Consider the following 19,273-nt stretch of genomic DNA (forward strand, 5'->3'; position numbering starts at 1 on the left):
CGGCCCGCGTCAGCCGAAGGGGCTCGCGGTCGCGAACCACAGGCCGATGCCGGTCGCGATGATGAAGGCCCCGTCGGTCACGCCCGCGACCAGGAAGAACTTGGTCTGCATCAGGTCCACCATCTCGGGCTGGCGCGCCGTGCCTTCGAGGAACTTCTGGCCGACCAGCGCGATGCCGATGCAGGAGCCGAGCGCGGCGATGCCGATCAAGAGCGCGACGGCGAGCGGGAGGATGTTGAAGCCGGTCATGGTGATTTCTCCTTCGGGTTGTGAATCGATGGCTTGATCGTCCCGCAAGCAGTGGATGCAATCCATGACCTGGGACGTCATGTGCCCCAGAAGGAAAAAAGCCGGCCGCGTGAGCGGCCGGCCGTTCGCTAAGCGCGCAGCCTGGGGTTACGGAACTTGTGTCCAGTTCTGGTTCGTGCCGCCGTTACAGGTCCAGGTGATCAAGGCCGTGTCCTGCGTGGTCGAACTGTTCGGCACGTCGAGGCACGAACCCGAGGCGCGGTTGCGGATGGTCGAGCCCACGAGCGTCCATTGCGTGGTGGTGCCGGCCGTGCAGGCCAGCTGCACCACGGCCGCGTTGGTGGTCGCGGTGCCGCTCTGCGCCAGGCACAGGCCGCTGTGCTCGGCCACGAACTGAACGTAGCCGCCGCTGCTGGTGACCGTGAACTTCTCGTTGGACGCGGTGCCGCAGGGCCATTGCACCGCGGTCGTGCCGCTGGTGGTCAGCGCGCCCTTGATGTTGACGCAGAGGTTGCTCAGGTCCGAGCGGATGCGCGTGACCACAGCGGGTGCGGTGTCGAGCGAGCGCACGTACTCGCGCAGCGCCACCACGTCGGACGCGGGCAGGCTCGACGCATTGCCGTGCCCGCTTTCGAGCACCGCCTGCAGCGTGGCCGCCTGGCCGTTGTGGAAGAAGGCGGTGTTGCTCCAGGTGCCCGACAGCGTGGGCGTGTCGAAGCCCAGGCCCGCGAGCGGCTGGTTGCTGCCCTTGCCCGACGAGAGCTGGATCGTGCCCACGTCGTGCCGCAGGCCGTCGCGGAAGGTGCCGCCGGTGTGGCAGGTGGCGCACTGCGCGGTGTTGAACACCGTCTGGCCACGCGCCGCTTCCACGCTCAGGTTGCCGTCGCTGGTGCGCGCCGGGCTGCGCATGTACTTGTTGAGCGAACTCAGGTAGGCCGCGAGGTCGTCGAGCTGCGCACTCTTGCCGGCCTTCGGCGCGCCGAGCGGATTGGCCGTGGCCGCGAAGTCGGCATTGGTCAGGAAGCCGGTGCCGCCGAACTCGCCGCGGATGTCGTTCTCGAAGTCCTGCACCTCGTCGAAGTTCGCGGTCCAGTGCAGCTTCCCGTGGCCCAGGCCGCGCCGGCCCTGCAGGCTGATGGTGCGCCGCAGGCCTTCGCCGCGCTGCGTGAAGTCCCACACCATGCCGTCGTCGCCGCCATCGGCATGGCAGCTCGCGCAGGAGATGTAGTTGTCCTTGCTCATGCGCCGGTCGGAGGCGTTGTAGAACACCTGCTTGCCGCGCAGCGCCGCGGCCGCCATCGGCTCCTGCGCCACCGTCGACACGTTCTGCAGGAAGATCGCCGCCGCCGTTTCCGAGGCCAGCACCGAGGCCACGTCGTGCACCGAGACCGAGCGCGCGAGGAAGTTGTTGACGAAGAGCCGCTTGCGCCCCGCATCGAGGTACAGGCCGTGCGGCGCGCTGCTGGCGTTGATCTCGCCGCGCACCGAGCGGCTGTAGGGATCGACGATGGCCACCCGGTTGCCCTCCATCTGCGCCACGAACAGCAGGTCGCCCGGCGGCGAGAACAGCGCGGCGCGCGCCGGTGCGCGGTCGTCGAAGTCGATCTGCTCGCCGAACACCTCGGCCGCGGCCTGAAGATCGACCTGCGAGAGGATCGAGCGCACTGTCTGGTCGTGCACCAGGTCCGCGCCGTCGCGGAAGCGGCCGCGCACGATGTTGTCCTTCTTCGAGGGCAGCACCGCGCGCCGGCCGTCGGGCGAGATCACCACCTGGCTCAGGTAGTTGGCGACGCCGCGCGCGCGGCTCTCGGTGTCGACGGTGGTGGTGTCCACCGGCAGCGCGATGGTGGTCATCGCGCTGAAGCTCTGCAGGTTCACCTTGTGCAGCTGGCCGCCCGTCATCTTCGACTTGAAGCGCGTCACGTAGGCGAGCTGCGAATCGCCGCTGACCGCGATGCCGCGCAGCGCGCCTTCGAGCGCGAGCGTGCCGGTGACGGCGCCGCTGGCCGGATCGAAGCTCACGAGGGCCGACTTGCTCTCGAGCGTGAGCAGGCCGCGGGTGCCGTTGGGCGTGAAGGCCACGCCGTAGGGGCCGCTGCCGTAGGCGAGCGGCACGGTGGCCGAGAGGCTGCCGTCGGCGGCGTTGAGCGCCACCAGCTTGTCCTCGCCCTGCACCGTGACCCAGATGCGGCCGTCGGGGCCGACCGCGAGCGTCTTGGGCTCGTCGCCCACGCGCACTTCCCAGCGCTTGGCGAGGCTCTGCGCATCGATCGCCGCGACCGTGCCGCTGTCGGGGTTGACCGAATACACCGCGTTCGCGTCGCCCGTGATGTTGGTGGTGTGCGTGGGCGGCGTGGCGGTGGTGGGCATGATCACCGTCACGTTGTAGGTGTAGAAGGTCTCGCGGCCGCTCGCGTCGCGCACGGTCAGCGTCACCGTGTAGTGGCCGGGGCGCGTGTAGGTGTAGGTGTAGCCGGCCTGGCTCGAATAGGCGGTCTGCGTGCCGTCGCCGAAGTTCCAGCGGAACTGGGCGCCGCTGCTGCCGAGCGTGGCGGGGTTGAACACCAGCTGGCCGTTGACGATCTTCGGTCCGCCGCCGATGCCCGGGTCGCCGATGATGGCCTGGCCGCGCAGCGTGGCGACCTCGGCATCGCTCAGCACGCGGCTGTAGACGCGCACCTCCGCGAGCGTGCCGCGGAACAGGTCGGCATTGCCCTGGATCTGGCCCATCACCTGGAACTTGTTCGACAGGCCCTTGGTGCCGGTGAGGCCGGTGGAGCTGGCCTTCACGCCGTCGACGTACAGCGTCTGCGCGCCCGAGCCCGCGTCGCGCGTCATCACCACGTGGTGCCAGTTGCCGTCGTTCACGGCCGCGGCCGAGCGCGTGCCGGGGTTGTTGGTCGCGGCGTTGCCGACCGACAGGTTGATGCGGCCGTTGGCGTCGAGCCAGCCCCAGAACACGTCGTCCGCGCCCGAGGCCTGGTCGCGCCCGAAGATGCCGGGCGCGGTCCACGGGTTGGCGCTGCCGGCCTGCGTGGTCTTCATGTAGAAACTCAGCGAGGCGGTGCCGCCGAGCACCGTGGCGACGCTGTCGGTCTTCAGCGGCACGCCGGCGGTGCGGTTGGCGAAGCTCAGGCCGATGCTCTCGAAGGCATCGCCGGTGGCGGGCGTGCCGTTGTTGGCGGCGATCTGGTCCGAGAGGTTGCCCGCGAGCGTCCAGTAGTGCTGCAGGTTGATGTCGCTCGCGTTGCCGGTGTGGAAGACCGACTTGAAGTCCGCGCCGATCGCGTTGCCCGCATAGTCCTTGATGCCGTTGGCCGGCAGGAACACCTCGTAGCTGGTGCCGGGCGCGAGCGGCTGCTCGGGATGGAAGTTGATGATGCCGAGCTGCACGCTGTAGGTGCCCGCCAGCGTGTTGCCGCCGACCGGGCGCACGATGAAGGTGTTGGCGTTCACGCTCTCGGGCCGGATGTTGTCGGTCATGCCGAGGCCGATGCGCGAGCTCAGCGCCTGCTGCTTCGCGCCGTTGGCGGGGGAGACCTGCTTCACTTCGGGCCGGGTCGTGTCGGGGTCCACCTGGTGCACGATGAAGCCGCTGCCCGAGCCGTGGTCGTTGCCCACGAAGACCAGGTTGCCGAACATCGCGACCTGGCCGTTGTCGGAATGCGAGAAGTTCGGATCGTCCTCGCGCAGGATGCTGCCGCGGCCCACCTCGACGTGGTTCAGCGGGTTGCTCACGTCGACCTTGTGGATGCGGGTCTGCGCGCCCTGGATCACGTAGTTGTCCTGCGTGGCGCAATACAGCTGTTCGTCGATGACCAGCCGGTTGTCCTCGGCCAGGAAGCGCGAGCGGTCGCTGAGGTCGTAGCTGTACATCTTGGCGCCGCCGCCGCGCGTGGAGACGTGCATGTTCCGGCCGTCGAAGCAGGTCGCGTAGTAGAACGGCGTGGTGCCGACGATGGCATCGAGCACCTTGGGATTGAGCGGGTCGGAGATGTCGAGGCTGGCGAAGCCGCCGTTGGCTTCCATCGCGGTCAGCACCATGTGGTTGCCCATCGTGAAGATGGGGCCGAGGCGGAAGCCGCCCAGTTCGCCCGTGGGCACCGGGTTCGGCTTGCCGGCGCCGCGGTTCGCCACCACGGCGTTCGCGGGGTCGGTCGCATCGACGATGAACATGCCGCGGCCCGCCGAGGCCACGTACAGGTAGGGCGCCTGCCACCACAGCTGCCAGGCCACGTTCTCATAGTCGCCGGCGTTCACGCCGGGCAGCACCAGCTTCTTCACCTGCTGGATGTTGTTGACGTCGGTGAAGTCCCAGAACTCCACGCCGTAGATGCTGGGCAGCACCACGTAGGTCTTGCCGCCGATCTTCGCGGTGCCGAAGGAATGGGTCTCGCGGAATTCCTTGGTGCGGCCTTCGGGCTCGTAGATCTTCTTGACGAGCTGGATCTGCCGCGGGTTCGAGACGTCGTACAGCAGGAAGCCGCCCGGACCCAGGCCGCTGTCCGGCGCGAAGGAGGTGAGGAAGTAGCCGTTGACCATGATCCCGGCGTTCATGCCGTAGTCCTTGCGGCCGGGGTAGGTGGCGGGCACCTCGCGCGACTCGTAGGCGTCGCTGTGCGCCGGGTCGAGCGGATGGGCGGCGCTGGTGATCATCGACACCGGCTTGAACAGTTCCGCCGAGGTGTAGCTGAGGTTGCCCAGCCCCGGCCCCTGCAGCGGGAGCGGATCGGCCACCGCCTCGGCGACCGCCGTCGCCATGTTGCCCAGGGTCGTCATCGGACTGACCCCGGTGATCGCCGCATGGGTCAGCAGAGTGACCAGCGGCGCCAGGAACGCCATCAGGAAATACCGGATCTTCATCGTCGCCTCCAGGTTGTAGCAAGTGTTCTCAGGGGCACCCGTGCTCGGCTCTTCTCCGGTGCGCGCGCAGGGCGCACCCCGGCAGGCGTCGGGTCGAACGCCTGCCGTGCTGATGTGTTCTTGTGGTCTGCGCCTGCGCTATCTGCCCGGCTTCGCGCCGGCCGATTCGTAGAGCGCCCAGGCCGCCTCGGCACTCGCGCCGTCGTGGATCATGGCCATCAGCGCCCGCACCACCGCGGACGGGTTGGCGTGCTGGTAGACGTTGCGGCCGTACACCATGCCGACCGCGCCCTGGTCCAGCAGCGTGCGCGAGCGCGCGAACACCTGCTGCAGGTCCTCGCGCCCGCCGCCGCGCACGAGCACCGGGCAGCGCGCGGCCTGCACCACGCGGTGGAATTCCTTCGGGTCGCCGGTCGGATCGGCCTTCACGATGTCGGCGCCCATCTCGCGCGCGAGGCGCACCAGCGTGACGATCTTCTCGGCGTCGCCGTCGACCTGGTAGCGGCTGCCGGGCGTGGGCGACTGCATCACCAGCGGCTCGATCATCAGCGGCATGCCGTAGCGGTCGCAGTCGGCGCGCACGCGCGCGATGTTCTGCACGCACTGGCGGAACAGGTCGGGTTCGTTCGGCAGCATGAACAGGTTCACCACCACGCAGGCCGCGTCGCGCTGCACGGCCGGCAGCACCGGGTCGTGCTCGTTCTGCAGCACCGCCCACATCACGCGGTGCAGCGTGGCGTTGTAGGGATTGCCCATGTCGATGCGCATCACCAGCGCCGGCTTGTCGCGGCCGGGCCGGTCCTGCAGCAGGTCCGACTGGCCGTAGTTGAGCTGGATCGCGTCCGGCGCGGCGGCCACGAGCTTGTCCATGACGCCGGGCATGTCCTCCAGGCCGTCGAGGAAGGAGGGTTCGTTGCACACGCCGTGGTCGAGCGCGATGTCCAGGCAGCGCCCGTTCTGCAGCAGCCGGTTGAGGCGCGCGGTCTTGTCCTTCGACATACGAAGAGTCCTTGTGTGGGGTGAGGGGAGCGAAAGGAGGGCGGTTCAGGCGAGCGCCTGCAGATGCCGTGCGGCGGCCGCGTCGATGCGCGCGACCGCGTCGTCGTTCAGCGCGAGTGCGCCCGCGGCCGCGTTCTCGACCGCCTGCCGGCTCACGCGTGCGCCGCACAGCGCCACCGAGACGCTGCCGCGTGCGAGCGTCCACGCGATCATCATCTGGCCGAAGGAACAGCCGAGCGACTCGCGCAGCGGCTCGAGCGTCTCGAAGAAGGCCTTGAGCTTGGCGCGGTTGGCGGCGCTGAAGCGCGGGTTGGTGGCGCGCTGGTCGTCGCCCTTGAACGCGCGCTCCGGATCGATGGGGCCGGCGAGCAGGCCGAGCGCGAGCGACGAATAGCCGAGCACCGCCACGTCGTGCGCCACGCACAGCGGCACCAGCGCCTGCTCGATCTCGCGGTCGATCAGGCTGTAGCGCTCCTGCGCCGCATCGACCGGCCCGTGGCGCAGGTATTCGGCCAGCGTGGCGGGATCGATGTTGCTCACGCCGATGGCGCGGATCTTCCCCTGCTTCTTGAGGTCGAGCAGCGCGCCCATGGTTTCGGCCACCGGCGTGGTGCTGTCCTGCCAGTGCGTGATGTAGAGGTCGATGTAGTCGGTCTGCAGGCGGCGCAGGCTCTCCTCGCATTCGTGGAAGATCGATTCGCGCCCGAGGTGGCGGTACACCGGATGGCCGTCCTCGTCGAAGAAGTGCGTGCCCTTCTGCGTGTGCCACACGAGGCCGCACTTGGTGGCGATCACCGCCTCCTGGCGGCGGCCCTTGAGCGCGGTGCCGACGATGCTCTCGGCGCGGCCGAGGCCGTAGGCCGGCGCGGTGTCGATCAGCGTCACGCCCGCGTCGAGCGAGGCCTGGATGGCGAGCACGGCGGCGGCGTTGTCCGTGCCGCCCCACATCCAGCCGCCCATCGCCCAGGTGCCCAGGCCGATGGCCGACGAGCGGATGCCGGAGGGGCCGAGGGTGGTCTGCTTCATCTTCGAGGAACTCATCGCGTGGTCTTTCGGGTGTTCATGAGGTGGTCGATGGTCACGGCCGCGAGCAGGATCAGGCCCTTGATCACGTCCTGCCAGTAGGGCGACACGTCGAGCAGGATCAGCGAGCTGGTCACCACCGACAGCAGCGCCAGGCCCAGCACCGCGCCGAGCACCGTGCCCGAGCCGCCCTTGAGGCTCGCGCCGCCGATCACGGCGGCGGCGATCACGTTGAGTTCCATGCCGGTGCCGAAGGTCGGCGTGGCGGCGCCGAAGCGCGCGGTGTAGATCACGCCCGCGAGGCCGGCCGAGGCCGAGCAGGCCACCGTGACCCAGAACTTCACGCGGCCGGTGCGGATGCCCGCGTACAGCGCGGCCTTCTCGTTGCTGCCGGTGTAGAACACGCGCCGCAGCAGCGTGGAGCGGCGCAGCACGAAGTCGCTCACCAGCACGATCGCGAGGAAGATCAGGATCACGGCCGGCACGCCGAACAGCGTGCCCTGGCCGATGAACTTGAACGCGGCCGGCAGCGAGAACAGCGACTGCGGCGTGCCCTGCGTGAGCGCGAGACACAGGCCGCGCACGATCACCATGAAGGCCAGCGAGGCGATGAAGTGGTTGAGCCCGATGCGCGTGACGCAGCCGCCGATCATCGCGCCGATGAGCCCGGAGAGGCCGATCGCCACCAGGCTCGCGAGCCACGGGTCCACGCCCATGAGGAAGAGCTTGCCCGTGACCACCATCGCGAAGCACACCACCGAGCCCACCGACAGGTCGATGCCGCCCACGATGAGCAGCACGGTCATGCCCACCACCACGATGCCCTCGATCGAGAACGACAGCAGCATCGCGCGGATGTTGTCCCAGGTGAGGAAGTAGGGCGATGCGAAGCTCATCGCCACGCACAGCGCCGCGATGATGAGCACCAGGCCCAGCTCGCGCATGCTCGCGAGCCTGTGGAGCGGTTTCACGGGCTGGCCTGCGGCCTGCCGCGGCGCGAGGCCGGCGTCGAGTCGTGCGGGGTAGTTCATGCTGTTTCCTGTTCGCAGAGTCCGGAGGCGAGCCGCAGCAGCGCCTCCTCGGTCATGTCGTCGGCTGCCACTTCGCCCGCCACGCGGCCGTCGCGGATCACGAGCGCGCGGTCGCACAGGCCGATGATCTCGGGCAGCTCCGACGAGATCACGATCACGCCCACGCCCTGGTCCGCGAGATCGCGCAGGATGTGGTGGATCTCCGATTTCGCGCCCACGTCGACGCCGCGCGTGGGCTCGTCCATCAGCAGCACCGCGGGGTTGGTGGCCAGCAGCTTGGCGATCGCCACCTTCTGCTGGTTGCCGCCCGAGAGGCTGGCCACCTCGATCGCCACGCCGTCGGACTTGAGCTTGAGCCGCGCGCCGAGTTCGCGTGCGAGCCGGTGCTCCGCCGCGCGCTGCAAGAGGCCCCAGCCCGAGCTCACGCGGCCGAGCGCCATCGACGAGACGTTCTGCGCGATCGGCAGGTCGAGGAACACGCCGGCCGCCTTGCGGTCCTCGCTGAGGTAGGCGATGCCTTCGGCGAGCGCGTCGCTGTACTTGCGGATCGCGAGCGCGCGGCCGTTGAGCCGCACGCTGCCGCGCTTCGCGGCGCGCAGGCCGCAGAGGGTTTCGGCCAGTTCGCTGCGGCCGGCGCCCATCAGGCCCGCGATGCCGAGGATCTCGCCGCGCGCGAGCGCGAACGACACGCCGTGCACGCGCTCGCCGTCGGCGATGTCGTTCACCTCCAGCACCGGCGCCTGCACCTCGGCCGGCGCGGCCTGCTTGGGCGGGTAGTAGTTGCCGAGGTCGCGGCCGACCATGCGGCGCACCAGCTCGTCGGGCGTGAGTTCGACGATCGGTCCGCAGTGCACGTTGCGGCCGTCGCGCAGCACGGTGGCGCGGTCGGCATGCGTGAAGATCTCGGCCATGCGGTGGCTGATGTAGATGATGCCGATGCCCTGCGCCTTCAGGTCGTGCAGCACGCGGAACAGCGCGGCCGATTCGTTGTCGGTGAGCGCGGCCGTGGGCTCGTCGAGGATCAGCACCTTGCAGTCGAGCGTGAGCGCCTTGGCGATCTCCACCAGCTGCTGGTTCGACAGGCTCAGTTCGCGCACCGGCAGCGCCGGGTCGATGTCCTGGCCGAGGCGCTGCAGCACGCGGGCGGCGCGCGCGTTAAGGCTTGCGAAGTCCATCCACCGGTCGCGCCCGGCGTTGATCTCGGGCATGAAGATGTTCTCGGCCACGGTGGCGTCGGCGCACAGCGCGATCTCCTGGTGCACCAGGCCGATGCCCAGGCGCATCGCGTGCGCGGGGCCGTCGATCACGACCTTGCGGCCTTCGAGCAGGATCTCGCCTTCGTCGGGCTGGTGGATGCCGTCGATGATGTTCATCAGCGTCGACTTGCCCGCGCCGTTCTCGCCGCACAGCGCGTGGATCTCGCCCGCGGCGAGCGAGAAGTCCACGCCCGAGAGCGCGCGCGAAGCGCCGAAGCGCTTCGCGATGCCGCGCAGTTCAAGCAATGCGGCCGAGGTGCTCACTCGCCGATTCCCTTGGTGCCGCGGCGCGCGAGGTACTTGTCCCAGTAGAAGTCGTCGGCGTTGGCCTTGCTGACCACCGACAGGCCGTTGTCGAGGAAGGGCACCGACATCGGGTTGGTGCCGTTGCGCTTGGCGTCGTTCATCGGATCGATGAGCTGCGGGTTCTTGGCGAGGAACAGCATCATCATGCCCATGTAGCCCTGCATGCCCTGGTTCGGGTTGATCGCGCCGAACACGTCGCCGGCCTTGATCATGTCGAGGATCTTGGCGTTCACGTCGCAGCACATCACGCGGATGTTCTTCTTGGTCTCGATCTTGGCCTGCGCCGCGCCGAGGGCGGAGTTGGCCTCGGGCATGAACAGCGCGCCCAGGTTCGGGTTGGCCTGCGCGAGGCTCAGCACCGCCTGGTAGGCCTTGCTCGGGTCCTGGTTGCTCGCGGCGCGCCCGGCCAGCTTCATGCCCGGGTGCTTGGTCTTCATGCGGTTGATGAAGGCCGCGATGCGGCGGTCGTGGTTGTCCTGGCCCGGGTTCTCGAGCACCGCGTACTCGCCCTTGCCGCCGAGCGCGGCGGCGATCGCATCGGCCGCCTGCGTGCCCTCGCGGTCGTTGTCCGAGGTGATGAACGAGGCGCGCTTGGAGTTCGGCGAATCGGCCGCGAAGGTCACGACCGGGATGCCCATCGCCACCGCGCGGTTGATCGGCTCGATGAAGGGATCGGGGTTCATCGGATGCAGCAGGATGCCCGCGGGCTTGCGCGCGAGCTCCTGCTCGAACGAGGCCAGCTGCTTGTTCACGTCGTACTCCGGCGTGCCGGTGTAGCGCGTGCGCACGCCGAGCGTGCGGCCGAGCTGCTTCATCATTTCGTAGACCGGGAACCAGTACTCGACGCCCGAGACCATCACGTTCATCACGTAGACGTCGTTCGGGTTGCCGCGCAGCCCGGCGGCGGGTGCGGGCTGCTGCTGCGCGAATGCGCGGGTGCCGGCCAGGCCGATGCCGGCGGCCGCTGCGGACTTCAGGAAATTTCGCCTCATTTTTTCGTCTCCTCGCATGAACTGGCAGAGCCTGCGATCTGCCGTTGCGGGCAGACCATCGGGACCGGGGTTGTCATTTCAGTTGTTATGACAGGTAGAATGTAATCTCACGCCATCTTCCAAGATAACTAGGGGAAACGCTACTGGCGAGTGGCATCGGTTGCGCCGAAGCTGTTATGACATGAAGCCCAATATATTGATCGGCGTCGACATGGGGTCGAGCAGCCTCAAGGCGCTGGCCCTCGAGGCCGCGAGCGGCCGCAGCGTCGCCCTGTCCCGCATGCCGCTGCCGCACCTGCGCCTGGCCGGCGGCGGCTGCGAGGTGCGCGCGGCGGACATCCGCGCCGCGCTCACGCACGTGCTGCGCGACATCGCCCACCAGCTCGGCCCGCGCGCGGCCGAGGTCCGGGCCATGGCCTGCACCGGCCACGGCGCCGGCCTCTATGCGCTCGACGCGCAGGGCGAACTCGTCGGCGGCCGGGCCGTCGCCTCCACCGACCAGCGCGCCGACGCGCGGGCGCGGGCGCTCGCCGCGCGCCACGGGCCGCGGCTCTTCGACGACGTGGGCTGCAGCCCTTGGCCGGGGCAGCCCACCGTGATCGCGGCCGAGCTGCTCGGCGCCGATGCGGTGCAGCGCGGCGAGCTGCAGCGCCTGCTCTTCGCCAAGGACTACCTCGGCTTCCTGCTCACCGGCGAGATCGCGACCGACGCCAGCGACGCGAGCACCGCGGGCCTGGTCTCGCTCGCATCGGGCGGCTGGTCGCAGGCGGCCTTCGAGGCCTCGGGCCTCGCGGACCTCGGCGCGCGCGCCTTTGGCCCGCTCCTGCCGAGCGGCAGCGTGATCGGCCGGCTGCGCGCCGAGGAAGCCGCGCGCTGCGGCCTGCCCGCGGGCATTCCGGTGGCGATGGGCGCGATCGACCTGCTCGCCTCCATGACTGCGATCTGCGCCGAAGGGCGCGGCCGTGCGGTCTCGGTCTTCGGCACCTGGAGCGTCAACGCGGTCATCGGCCCGGTGGTCGAGCCCAAGCCCGCCGTCGCCGCGATCGTGAACTTCGGCCGCGCGCGCGAGCGGCTCTACATGGAGAACAGCCCCTCGTCGATGGCCAACATCGCATGGCTCGCGGGCGTGCTCGCGCTGCCCGATGCGCGCGCGGTGGTCGACCTGGCCATGACGGTGCCGCTCGGCGCCGGCGGCCTGCGCTTCCTGCCCTTCGTCAATGGCGGGGGCGGCGTGACGGCAGGCTTCGTCGGCCTCAAGAGCCACCACACGCGCGCGGACATGGCGCGGGCCGTGGTCGATGCGGTGGCGGCGCTGCATGCGCGCCACCTGCAGCGGCTCGCCGCGGGCGGGCTCGAGGTCGCGGCGCTCACGGTGCTCGGCGGCGGCGCGAGCGATGCGCGCCTCGTGCGCCTGCTGGCCAGCTTCCTGGGCCGGCCGGTCGAGCGCTGCGCCGACGACGAGACCGGCGCCCGCGGCGCCGCGCTCTATGCGGCGATGTCGCAGGGCCTCGGCGACGCCGCGCCCGGCAGCGCGCTGCTCGCGCCCTGCGAAGCCATCGAGCCCGACGACGCCCAGGCCCGCGCCCACGCCGATTTCCACGCCGACTTCAACCAACTGATCGACAGCATGTCACCTGCATTCACCCACCTTGCCAACGGCGGTGCGCGATGAGCGCCGCACGGCCGCCCGAAGGCGCGCGCACCGCAGCGCGCAGCGCGGAGGTTTTTCTATGAGCGCCGCACGGCCGCCCGAAGGCGCTCGCACCGCAGCGCGCAGCGCGGAGGTTTCCCCATGAGCGCCTGGCAGCTGCCCTTCGTGCGCTCGGCCTCGCTCGCGGGGCGCCATTTCTCCACCGTGATCGTGGGCGCCGGCATCAACGGCGTCGGCGTGTTCCGCGACCTCTCGCTGCAGCGCGTGGACTGCCTGATCGTCGACAAGGGCGACTTCGGCGCCGGCGCCAGCAGTGCGCCGTCGCGCATGATCCACGGCGGCCTGCGCTACCTCGAGAACGGCAGCTTCTCGCTCGTGGCCGAGGCCACGCGCGAGCGCAACCTGCTGCTGCGCAACGCCGCGCACCTGGTGCGGCCGCTCAAGACCGTGGTGCCGCTCGCGAGCTTCTTCGGCGGCCTGATGAGCAGCGCGCTCAAGTTCTTCGGCCGAACGCCGCCGCAGCGCACGCGCGGGCTGCTGGCGGTGGCGCTGGGCCTGCGCCTGTACGACCTGCTGGGCCGGCGCCAGCGCGTGATGCCGGGGCACCGCATCGGCCGCGTGCCGCCGGCCGACCGCGGCCTGTTCCGCGCCGCGATCCGCTGGACCGCCACCTTCTTCGACGCCTGGATCAGCCATCCCGAATGGCTGATCCTGGAACTCATCGCCGATGCCTGCCGCGACCAGCCGCGCTCCGCCGCCGCCAACTACTGCCGCGTGACCGGCTGCGCGGGCAACATCCTCACGCTGCGCGACGAGATCACCGGCGCACTGGTGCGCGTGACCGCCGACACGGTGGTCAACGCCACCGGCGCCTGGCTCGACCGCAGCGCGGCGGTGCTCGGCGGCGCCGGCCCGCGCGTGATGGGCACCAAGGGCTCGCACCTCGTGCTCGACCATCCGCCGCTGCGCGATGCGCTCGACGGCCGCATGGCCTACTTCGAGGCGGTGGACGGGCGCGTGTGCATCGTCTATCCCTTCCTCGACCGCGTGCTCGTGGGCTCCACCGACATCCCGGTCGAGGACCCCGACCAGATCGCCACCGAGCCGGCCGAGGTCGACTACCTGATGGACGTGCTGCGCGAGGTCTTTCCCAACCTCGCCTTCGGGCGCGACGACGTGGTCTACACCTACGTCGGCGTGCGTCCGCTCGCGCGCTCCGACGCCGACAAGCCGGGCCAGATCTCGCGCGACCATTCGGTGGCGGTCGATCCGCCGAACGCCACGCGCGACGTCGCCATCGTGAATCTCGTCGGCGGCAAGTGGACCACCTTCCGTTCGCTGGCCGAGGAAGCGAGCAACGAGGTGCTGCAGCTGCTGGGCCGCGCGCGCACCGCCTCCACCGAGCTGCTGCCGATCGGCGGCGGCGCCGAACTGCCGGCCGATGCGGCGGCCACCGAGCGCTTCATCGAGAAGATGACGGCGGCCCCGGGCATCGGCCGCGCGCGCGCGCTGAGCCTTTTCTCGCGCTACGGCTCCAAGGCCCTGCCGCTCGCGCAGCGGCTCGCGGCCTCGGGCGACGTGCCGCTGCTGCATGCCGCGGACTACTCGGTGGCCGAGCTCTCGTGGCTCTGCCTCGAGACCGGCGTGGTGCATCTCGACGACCTCGTGATCCGGCGCACGCTGCTCGCGATCCGCGGCCTCGTCACCGATGCCGCGCTGGCGGAGATCGCCGGCGTCGCGGCCGAGGCGCTCGGCTGGGATGCCGAACGCGCGCGCGCCGAACTGCACGCCTGCGCCACCGCGCTGCGCGAGCGGCATGGCGTGCGGCTCCAGGCCGGCGCCGCACCGGAGCCGCAGAATGAGGCCCTGCCATTCGATGCATCATTGATGCCCAGCCCCGCGCTGGGCCCGTCCTGAAGTGAACAGTTCCACCATCACCGACCGCGACATGTCGACCGTGCTCGACCGCAATTCCGAATCGCCGCTGTGGGCGCAGTTCCGCGATGCGCTGCGCATGCAGATCCTGCAGGGCGCGCTGCCCGTGGGCGCCAAGCTGCCCTCGGAGGCCGAGCTCGGCGAGCAGTTCGGCATCTCGCGCATCGTGGTGCGCGAGGCGCTGGCCGACCTGGTGCGCAACAACCTGATCTACAAGATCAAGGGCCGCGGCGCCTTCGTCTCGGCGCGCGAACGCGACGAGGACTTCGTCTCCACCGTGCTCGGCTTCTCCGACGAGATGGAGCGCAAGGGCCGCTCGGTGCGCACGCAGATCCTCACGCAGGAGCTGCGCCTGCCCACCGAGCAGGAGGCGGCCTCGCTGGGCCTGGCCGACGAGAGCGCGCAGGTGGTGGCGCTCAAGCGGCTGCGCAGCGTCGACGGCGAGCTGCGCCTGCTGGTCGAGACCGTGGTGCCCGCCGACCTCGCGCCCGGCCTGCACCGCACGCGCTTGGAAGACCGCTCGCTCTACGACGTGCTGCGCCGCCAGTACGGCCTGCGCCTGGTGCGCGCCGAGCGCTGGATCGACGCCGTGCTGCCCGACGCCGACACCTGCCGCCTGCTCGACCTGCCGCAGCCCGAGCCCCTGCTGCGCATCGAATCGATCGCCTACGGCGCCAACGGCCGGCCGCTCGAGCACTACCGCGCGCTGCATCGCTGCAAGACGAGCCGCCTGCACGTGCAGACGACGACCTGAGGGGCGGGAGCGGACAGCCGAACGCAGAAGTCGCGAAGATTCCGCAGAGGTCGCAGAAGGAAGACAAAAAATTCCTTCTGGTTCTTCCTTCTGCGACCTCTGCGCAACTTTTGTATTTCTTCTGCGTTCGGCTGTCCGGATTTTCAGCGCTCGTGTGCCTTCGAAGGCCACAGCACCGACGCGATCGCGACCATCATCAGCGCCACCGCGACCCCGTCCTGCCAGTGCACGACCTCGCCGAGCCACACGGCGCCGCTGAACACGCCGAGCACCGGAATGAACATCACGCTCAGCGTCGAGGCCACGGGCGGCAGGCCGCGTGCGAGGTAGAACCATGCGGCATGCGCGAAGCCGAAGATCAGCACCGCGTTGTAGCCGATCGATGCCCAGCTCACCGCGCCGGGCCAGCGCCATGCGCCGCGTTCGAACAGCAGCGACAGCACCGTCATCACCACGGCCGTCAGCGCCGTCATCCAGAACGAGAGCGTGAGCGTCGGCAGCCCGATGCGCGTGTGGCGCAGGAGCTGCGTGCCCAGCGCCCAGGTCGCGGCCGCCACCAGCGCGAGCGCCACGTAGCCGGGACGCCCCGCGAAGTCGGTGAGCTCGTGCCACAGCAGCAGCCCGACGCCGACCGCGCAGGCACCCACGCCGATCCAGGCGCGCCGCGTCAGCACCGCCGAGAACAGCAGCGCGCCGATCACCGCCGAGAACACCGGCATCGTGTAGCCCAGGATCGCCGCCCGCCCGCCCGAGAGCGCCTTCACCGCGAGGATGATGCAGGCGTGCCAGACGAACATGTTGGTCGCGCCCAGCCACAGCAGCTCGGGCCAGGCGCTGCGCGGCACGCGGAACGGCACCTTCATCCACACCAGCGCGAGCGCCAGCACCGGAAGGCCGAGCCAGATCGAGATGGCGCGGAACGCGAGCGGCGGATAGTCGGCCACCCCCAGCTTCATCACGGGCCAGTTGAGCCCCCATGCGAGGGTCAGCAGGACGAGCAGGGTGAACTGGCGCGGCGTGAAGGAAGGCATGGGCCGCGATTGTGGCGCGGCGTGCGCTTTCGTGCAGGCAGCCGCTACAGCAGCCGCTTCAGATACCGCCCCGTATGGCTCGCCTCGTTCGCCGCGATGTCCTCCGGCGTGCCTTCGCTCACCACCGTGCCGCCGCCCGCGCCGCCCTCGGGGCCCATGTCGATGAGCCAGTCGGCGGTCTTGATGACGTCGAGGTTGTGCTCGATCACCACGATGGTGTTGCCCGCGTCGCGCAGCTGGTGCAGCACCTTGAGCAGCAGCTCGATGTCGGCGAAGTGCAGGCCGGTGGTCGGCTCGTCGAGGATGTAGAGGGTGCGGCCGGTGTCGCGCTTGCTGAGCTCGAGCGCGAGCTTCACGCGCTGCGCCTCGCCGCCCGAGAGCGTGGTGGCCGACTGGCCGAGCTTGATGTAGGAGAGGCCCACGTCGAGCAGCGTGCGCAGCTTGCGCTCGATGGTCGGCACGGCCTTCAGGAACTCGTGCGCGGTCTCGACCGTCATCTCGAGGATCTGCGCGATGTTCCTGCCCTTGTACTGCACCTCGAGCGTCTCGCGGTTGTAGCGCTGGCCGTGGCAGACCTCGCAGGGCACGTACACGTCGGGCAGGAAGTGCATCTCGACCTTGACCACGCCATCGCCCTGGCAGGCCTCGCAGCGTCCGCCCGCCACGTTGAAGCTGAAGCGCCCGGGGCCGTAGCCGCGCTCGCGTGCGGTGTTGGTCTCGGCCATGAGCTCGCGGATCGGCGTGAACAGGCCGGTGTAGGTGGCGGGGTTGCTGCGCGGCGTGCGGCCGATCGGGCTCTGGTCGACGTTGATGACCTTGTCGAAGTACTCGATGCCCTCGACCGCCTCGTGCGCGGCCGGCTCCTCGTGCGCGCGGTAGAGCGTGCGTGCCACCGCCGCATAGAGCGTGTCGTTCACGAGCGTGGACTTGCCCGAGCCCGAGACGCCGGTCACGCAGGTCAGCAGGCCGACCGGGAAGGCCACGCTCACGTTCTTCAGGTTGTTGCCGGTGGCGCCGACGACGCGGATCTCCTGCAGCGCGGTCTGCGTGGCAAGGTGCGCGGCCTCGCGTGCCGCGCGCCGTTCGGCCGCGGGGCTGGGCGGAAAGCGCGAGGCCTTCCTGCCTTCGTTGAAGGCCGGCTGCTTGACCACCGGCAGCCAGGGCGTGCGGTGCTTCGGCACCTCGATCTTCTTCGCGCCCGAAAGGTACTGGCCGGTCAGCGAGCCGGGGTTGGCCGAGACCTCGGCGCAGGTGCCCTGCGCCATCACGCGCCCGCCGTGCACGCCGGCGCCCGGACCCATGTCGATCACGTGGTCGGCGGCATGGATCATGTCCTCGTCGTGCTCGACCACGATCACGCTGTTGCCGATGTCGCGCAGATGCTTCAAGGTGCCGATCAGCCGGTCGTTGTCGCGCTGGTGCAGGCCGATGCTCGGTTCGTCGAGCACGTACATCACGCCCGTGAGGCCCGAGCCGATCTGCGAGGCGAGCCGGATGCGCTGCGCCTCGCCGCCCGAGAGGGTCTCGGCGCTGCGGTCCAGGCTCAGGTAGTTGAGGCCCACGTCGTTGAGGAACTTGAGCCGCAGGCCGATTTCGCGCACCACCTTGTCGGCGATCTCGGCCTTGGCGCCGCGCAGCTTCAGATGCTGGAACCAGGCGAAGGAATCGCGCAGCGTGAGGCGGCTCAGCTCGTAGATGGCCATGCGCGGCGCCTCGCCGCCGTCGGCGGGCCGGTTCGACTCGTCCACCAGGAACACGTTGCGCGCCTCGGGCCGCAGGCGCGAGCCGCCGCAGTCGGGGCAGGGCTGCAGGTTGCGGAAGCGCGCGAGGTCCTCGCGCACCATGGCCGAATCGGTCTCGCGGTAGCGCCGCGTCATGTTCGGGATGATCCCCTCGAAGGGATGCTTCTTCGTGAGCTTCTTGCCCGCGAAGTTGCCCGACTCCATGGTGTAGTTGAACTTGATCTCCTCGGCCGCCGAACCGTAGAGCAGCACCTGCTGCACCGAGGCGGGCAGCGTCTCCCAGGGCGCGTCGACGTCGAACCGGTAGTGCTTCGCGACGCTCTCGATCATGCTGAAGTAGTAGCCGTTGCGGCGGTCCCAGCCCTTGATCGCGCCGCTCGCGAGCGACAGCGAAGGGAAGGCGACCACGCGCGTGGGATCGAACACCTCGCGGTGGCCCAGGCCGTCGCAGCTCGGGCAGGCGCCCACGGGCGAGTTGAACGAGAAGAGCCGCGGCTCGAGTTCCGACAGCGAGTAGTGGCAGATCGGGCAGGCGAACTTGGCGTTGAACAGGTGCTCGCGGTCGGGCGCGCCCGCAGCGCCGTCGGCGCTGCCTTCCGCCCTTGTGCCGAGTTCGAGCACGATCGCGCGCCCTTCGGCCAGGCGCAGCGCGGCCTCGAAGCTCTCGGCCAGGCGCTGCTGCATGTCGGGGCGCGCGCGCAGCCGGTCGATCACCACGTCGATGTCGTGCTTCTCGGTCTTCTTGAGCTTGGGCAGGTCGTTGTATTCGAAGGTCTGGCCGTCGACGCGGAAGCGCACGTAGCCCGCGGCCTGCATCTCGGCGAAGAGTTCGAGGAACTCGCCCTTCTTCTCGCGCGCGACCGGCGCCAGGATCATGAGCCGGGGCTCCTCGCCGAGCGCGAGCGTCGCATCCACCATCTGCGACACCGTCTGCGCCTGCAGCGGCAGGTGGTGCTCGGGGCAGAAGGGCGTGCCGGCGCGCGCATAGAGCAGCCGCAGGTAGTCGTGGATCTCGGTCACCGTGCCCACGGTGGAGCGCGGGTTGTGGCTGGTGGCCTTCTGCTCGATGCTGATCGCGGGCGAAAGCCCCTCGATCACGTCGACGTCGGGCTTGTCCATGAGCTGCAGGAACTGGCGAGCATAGGCCGACAGGCTCTCGACGTAGCGCCGCTGCCCTTCAGCATAGAGCGTGTCGAAGGCCAGGCTCGACTTGCCCGAGCCCGACAGGCCGGTGATCACCACCAGCTTGTTGCGCGGGATGTCGAGGTCGACGTTCTTGAGGTTGTGCGTGCGCGCGCCGCGGATGCTGATGCGCTGTTGCGCGAGGACCGCGCCGAGGTAGGCGTCCCGTCCGCTTTCGCGCTCTGCTTCTGCTGCTGTGTCAGTGGCTTTTGAATTCAAGGGGGCGATCGTCCGAAGGCAACCGGACATGATAGACCGC

Annotated in this window: 12 protein-coding genes; 3 read left to right on the forward strand and 9 right to left on the reverse strand. The window is 69.7% G+C overall.

The features are described 5' to 3' along the window. Positions 1-9: 9 nt before the first annotated feature. The 7 genes from atpE to M2165_RS11540 form a co-directional block, all read right to left on the reverse strand. Positions 10-249: a F0F1 ATP synthase subunit C gene (gene atpE, locus M2165_RS11510; protein ID WP_280814766.1), complete on the reverse strand. Its 240-nt coding sequence runs from the start codon at positions 247-249 to the stop codon at positions 10-12. 147 nt (positions 250-396) lie between these two features. Further along, positions 397-5,112: a LamG-like jellyroll fold domain-containing protein gene (locus M2165_RS11515; protein ID WP_280814767.1), complete on the reverse strand. Its 4,716-nt coding sequence runs from the start codon at positions 5,110-5,112 to the stop codon at positions 397-399. 138 nt (positions 5,113-5,250) lie between these two features. Then, entirely contained in the window at positions 5,251-6,111 is an 861-nt protein-coding gene (locus M2165_RS11520) for an aldolase (RefSeq protein WP_280814768.1), read from the reverse strand. 45 nt (positions 6,112-6,156) lie between these two features. After that, on the reverse strand, positions 6,157-7,137 hold the full coding sequence (locus tag M2165_RS11525; RefSeq protein ID WP_280817518.1) for an aldo/keto reductase: 981 nt from the start codon (positions 7,135-7,137) through the stop codon (positions 6,157-6,159). An 11-nt stretch (positions 7,138-7,148) separates the two neighbouring features. Then, positions 7,149-8,165 carry an ABC transporter permease gene (locus tag M2165_RS11530; protein WP_280814769.1) on the reverse strand — a complete coding sequence of 339 codons (1,017 nt, stop codon included), beginning with the start codon at positions 8,163-8,165 and terminating at the stop codon, positions 7,149-7,151. Beyond that, positions 8,162-9,685: a sugar ABC transporter ATP-binding protein gene (locus M2165_RS11535; RefSeq protein ID WP_280814770.1), complete on the reverse strand. Its 1,524-nt coding sequence runs from the start codon at positions 9,683-9,685 to the stop codon at positions 8,162-8,164. Before M2165_RS11535 ends, M2165_RS11530 begins: the two co-directional genes overlap by 4 nt. Beyond that, positions 9,682-10,719, reverse strand: coding sequence for a substrate-binding domain-containing protein (locus tag M2165_RS11540; RefSeq protein ID WP_280814771.1), 1,038 nt, complete (start codon positions 10,717-10,719; stop codon positions 9,682-9,684). Before M2165_RS11540 ends, M2165_RS11535 begins: the two co-directional genes overlap by 4 nt. 181 nt (positions 10,720-10,900) lie before the next feature. Between M2165_RS11540 and M2165_RS11545 the strand changes: the two genes are divergently transcribed. The 3 genes from M2165_RS11545 to M2165_RS11555 all read left to right on the forward strand — a co-directional run bounded on the left by M2165_RS11545 (position 10,901) and on the right by M2165_RS11555 (position 15,059). Continuing rightward, positions 10,901-12,391: an FGGY family carbohydrate kinase gene (locus M2165_RS11545; protein WP_280814772.1), complete on the forward strand. Its 1,491-nt coding sequence runs from the start codon at positions 10,901-10,903 to the stop codon at positions 12,389-12,391. A 120-nt stretch (positions 12,392-12,511) separates the two neighbouring features. Beyond that, entirely contained in the window at positions 12,512-14,287 is a 1,776-nt protein-coding gene (locus tag M2165_RS11550) for a glycerol-3-phosphate dehydrogenase/oxidase (RefSeq protein WP_280814773.1), read from the forward strand. 31 nt (positions 14,288-14,318) lie between these two features. Further along, positions 14,319-15,059, forward strand: a complete 741-nt coding sequence (locus M2165_RS11555) for a GntR family transcriptional regulator (protein ID WP_280817519.1) — start codon at positions 14,319-14,321, stop codon at positions 15,057-15,059. Between the two features lie 143 nt (positions 15,060-15,202). Here the strand turns inward: M2165_RS11555 and M2165_RS11560 are convergent, their stop codons facing one another. Beyond that, a complete protein-coding gene (locus M2165_RS11560) occupies positions 15,203-16,090 on the reverse strand; it encodes a DMT family transporter (RefSeq protein ID WP_280814774.1) in 888 nt (295 codons plus the stop codon). Between the two features lie 44 nt (positions 16,091-16,134). Beyond that, complete coding sequence (uvrA, locus tag M2165_RS11565; RefSeq protein ID WP_280814775.1) at positions 16,135-19,263, reverse strand: excinuclease ABC subunit UvrA; 3,129 nt, start codon at positions 19,261-19,263, stop codon at positions 16,135-16,137. Between the last annotated feature and the right edge of the window lie 10 nt (positions 19,264-19,273).

It is taken from the genome of Variovorax sp. TBS-050B, assembly GCF_029893635.1.
Lineage (GTDB): Bacteria > Pseudomonadota > Gammaproteobacteria > Burkholderiales > Burkholderiaceae_C > Variovorax.

Bases quoted from the DNA above. Each gene is read 5' to 3' on its own strand.
- M2165_RS11550 (WP_280814773.1), top strand. From the start codon at position 12,512: ATGAGCGCCTGGCAGCTGCCCTTCGTGCGCTCGGCCTCGCTCGCGGGG.
- M2165_RS11530 (WP_280814769.1), bottom strand. From the start codon at position 8,165: ATGAACTACCCCGCACGACTCGACGCCGGCCTCGCGCCGCGGCAGGCC.
- M2165_RS11515 (WP_280814767.1), bottom strand. From the start codon at position 5,112: ATGAAGATCCGGTATTTCCTGATGGCGTTCCTGGCGCCGCTGGTCACT.
- uvrA (WP_280814775.1), bottom strand. From the start codon at position 19,263: ATGTCCGGTTGCCTTCGGACGATCGCCCCCTTGAATTCAAAAGCCACT.
- atpE (WP_280814766.1), bottom strand. From the start codon at position 249: ATGACCGGCTTCAACATCCTCCCGCTCGCCGTCGCGCTCTTGATCGGC.
- M2165_RS11540 (WP_280814771.1), bottom strand. From the start codon at position 10,719: ATGAGGCGAAATTTCCTGAAGTCCGCAGCGGCCGCCGGCATCGGCCTG.
- M2165_RS11560 (WP_280814774.1), bottom strand. From the start codon at position 16,090: ATGCCTTCCTTCACGCCGCGCCAGTTCACCCTGCTCGTCCTGCTGACC.
- M2165_RS11520 (WP_280814768.1), bottom strand. From the start codon at position 6,111: ATGTCGAAGGACAAGACCGCGCGCCTCAACCGGCTGCTGCAGAACGGG.
- M2165_RS11525 (WP_280817518.1), bottom strand. From the start codon at position 7,137: ATGAAGCAGACCACCCTCGGCCCCTCCGGCATCCGCTCGTCGGCCATC.
- M2165_RS11545 (WP_280814772.1), top strand. From the start codon at position 10,901: ATGAAGCCCAATATATTGATCGGCGTCGACATGGGGTCGAGCAGCCTC.
- M2165_RS11555 (WP_280817519.1), top strand. From the start codon at position 14,319: ATGTCGACCGTGCTCGACCGCAATTCCGAATCGCCGCTGTGGGCGCAG.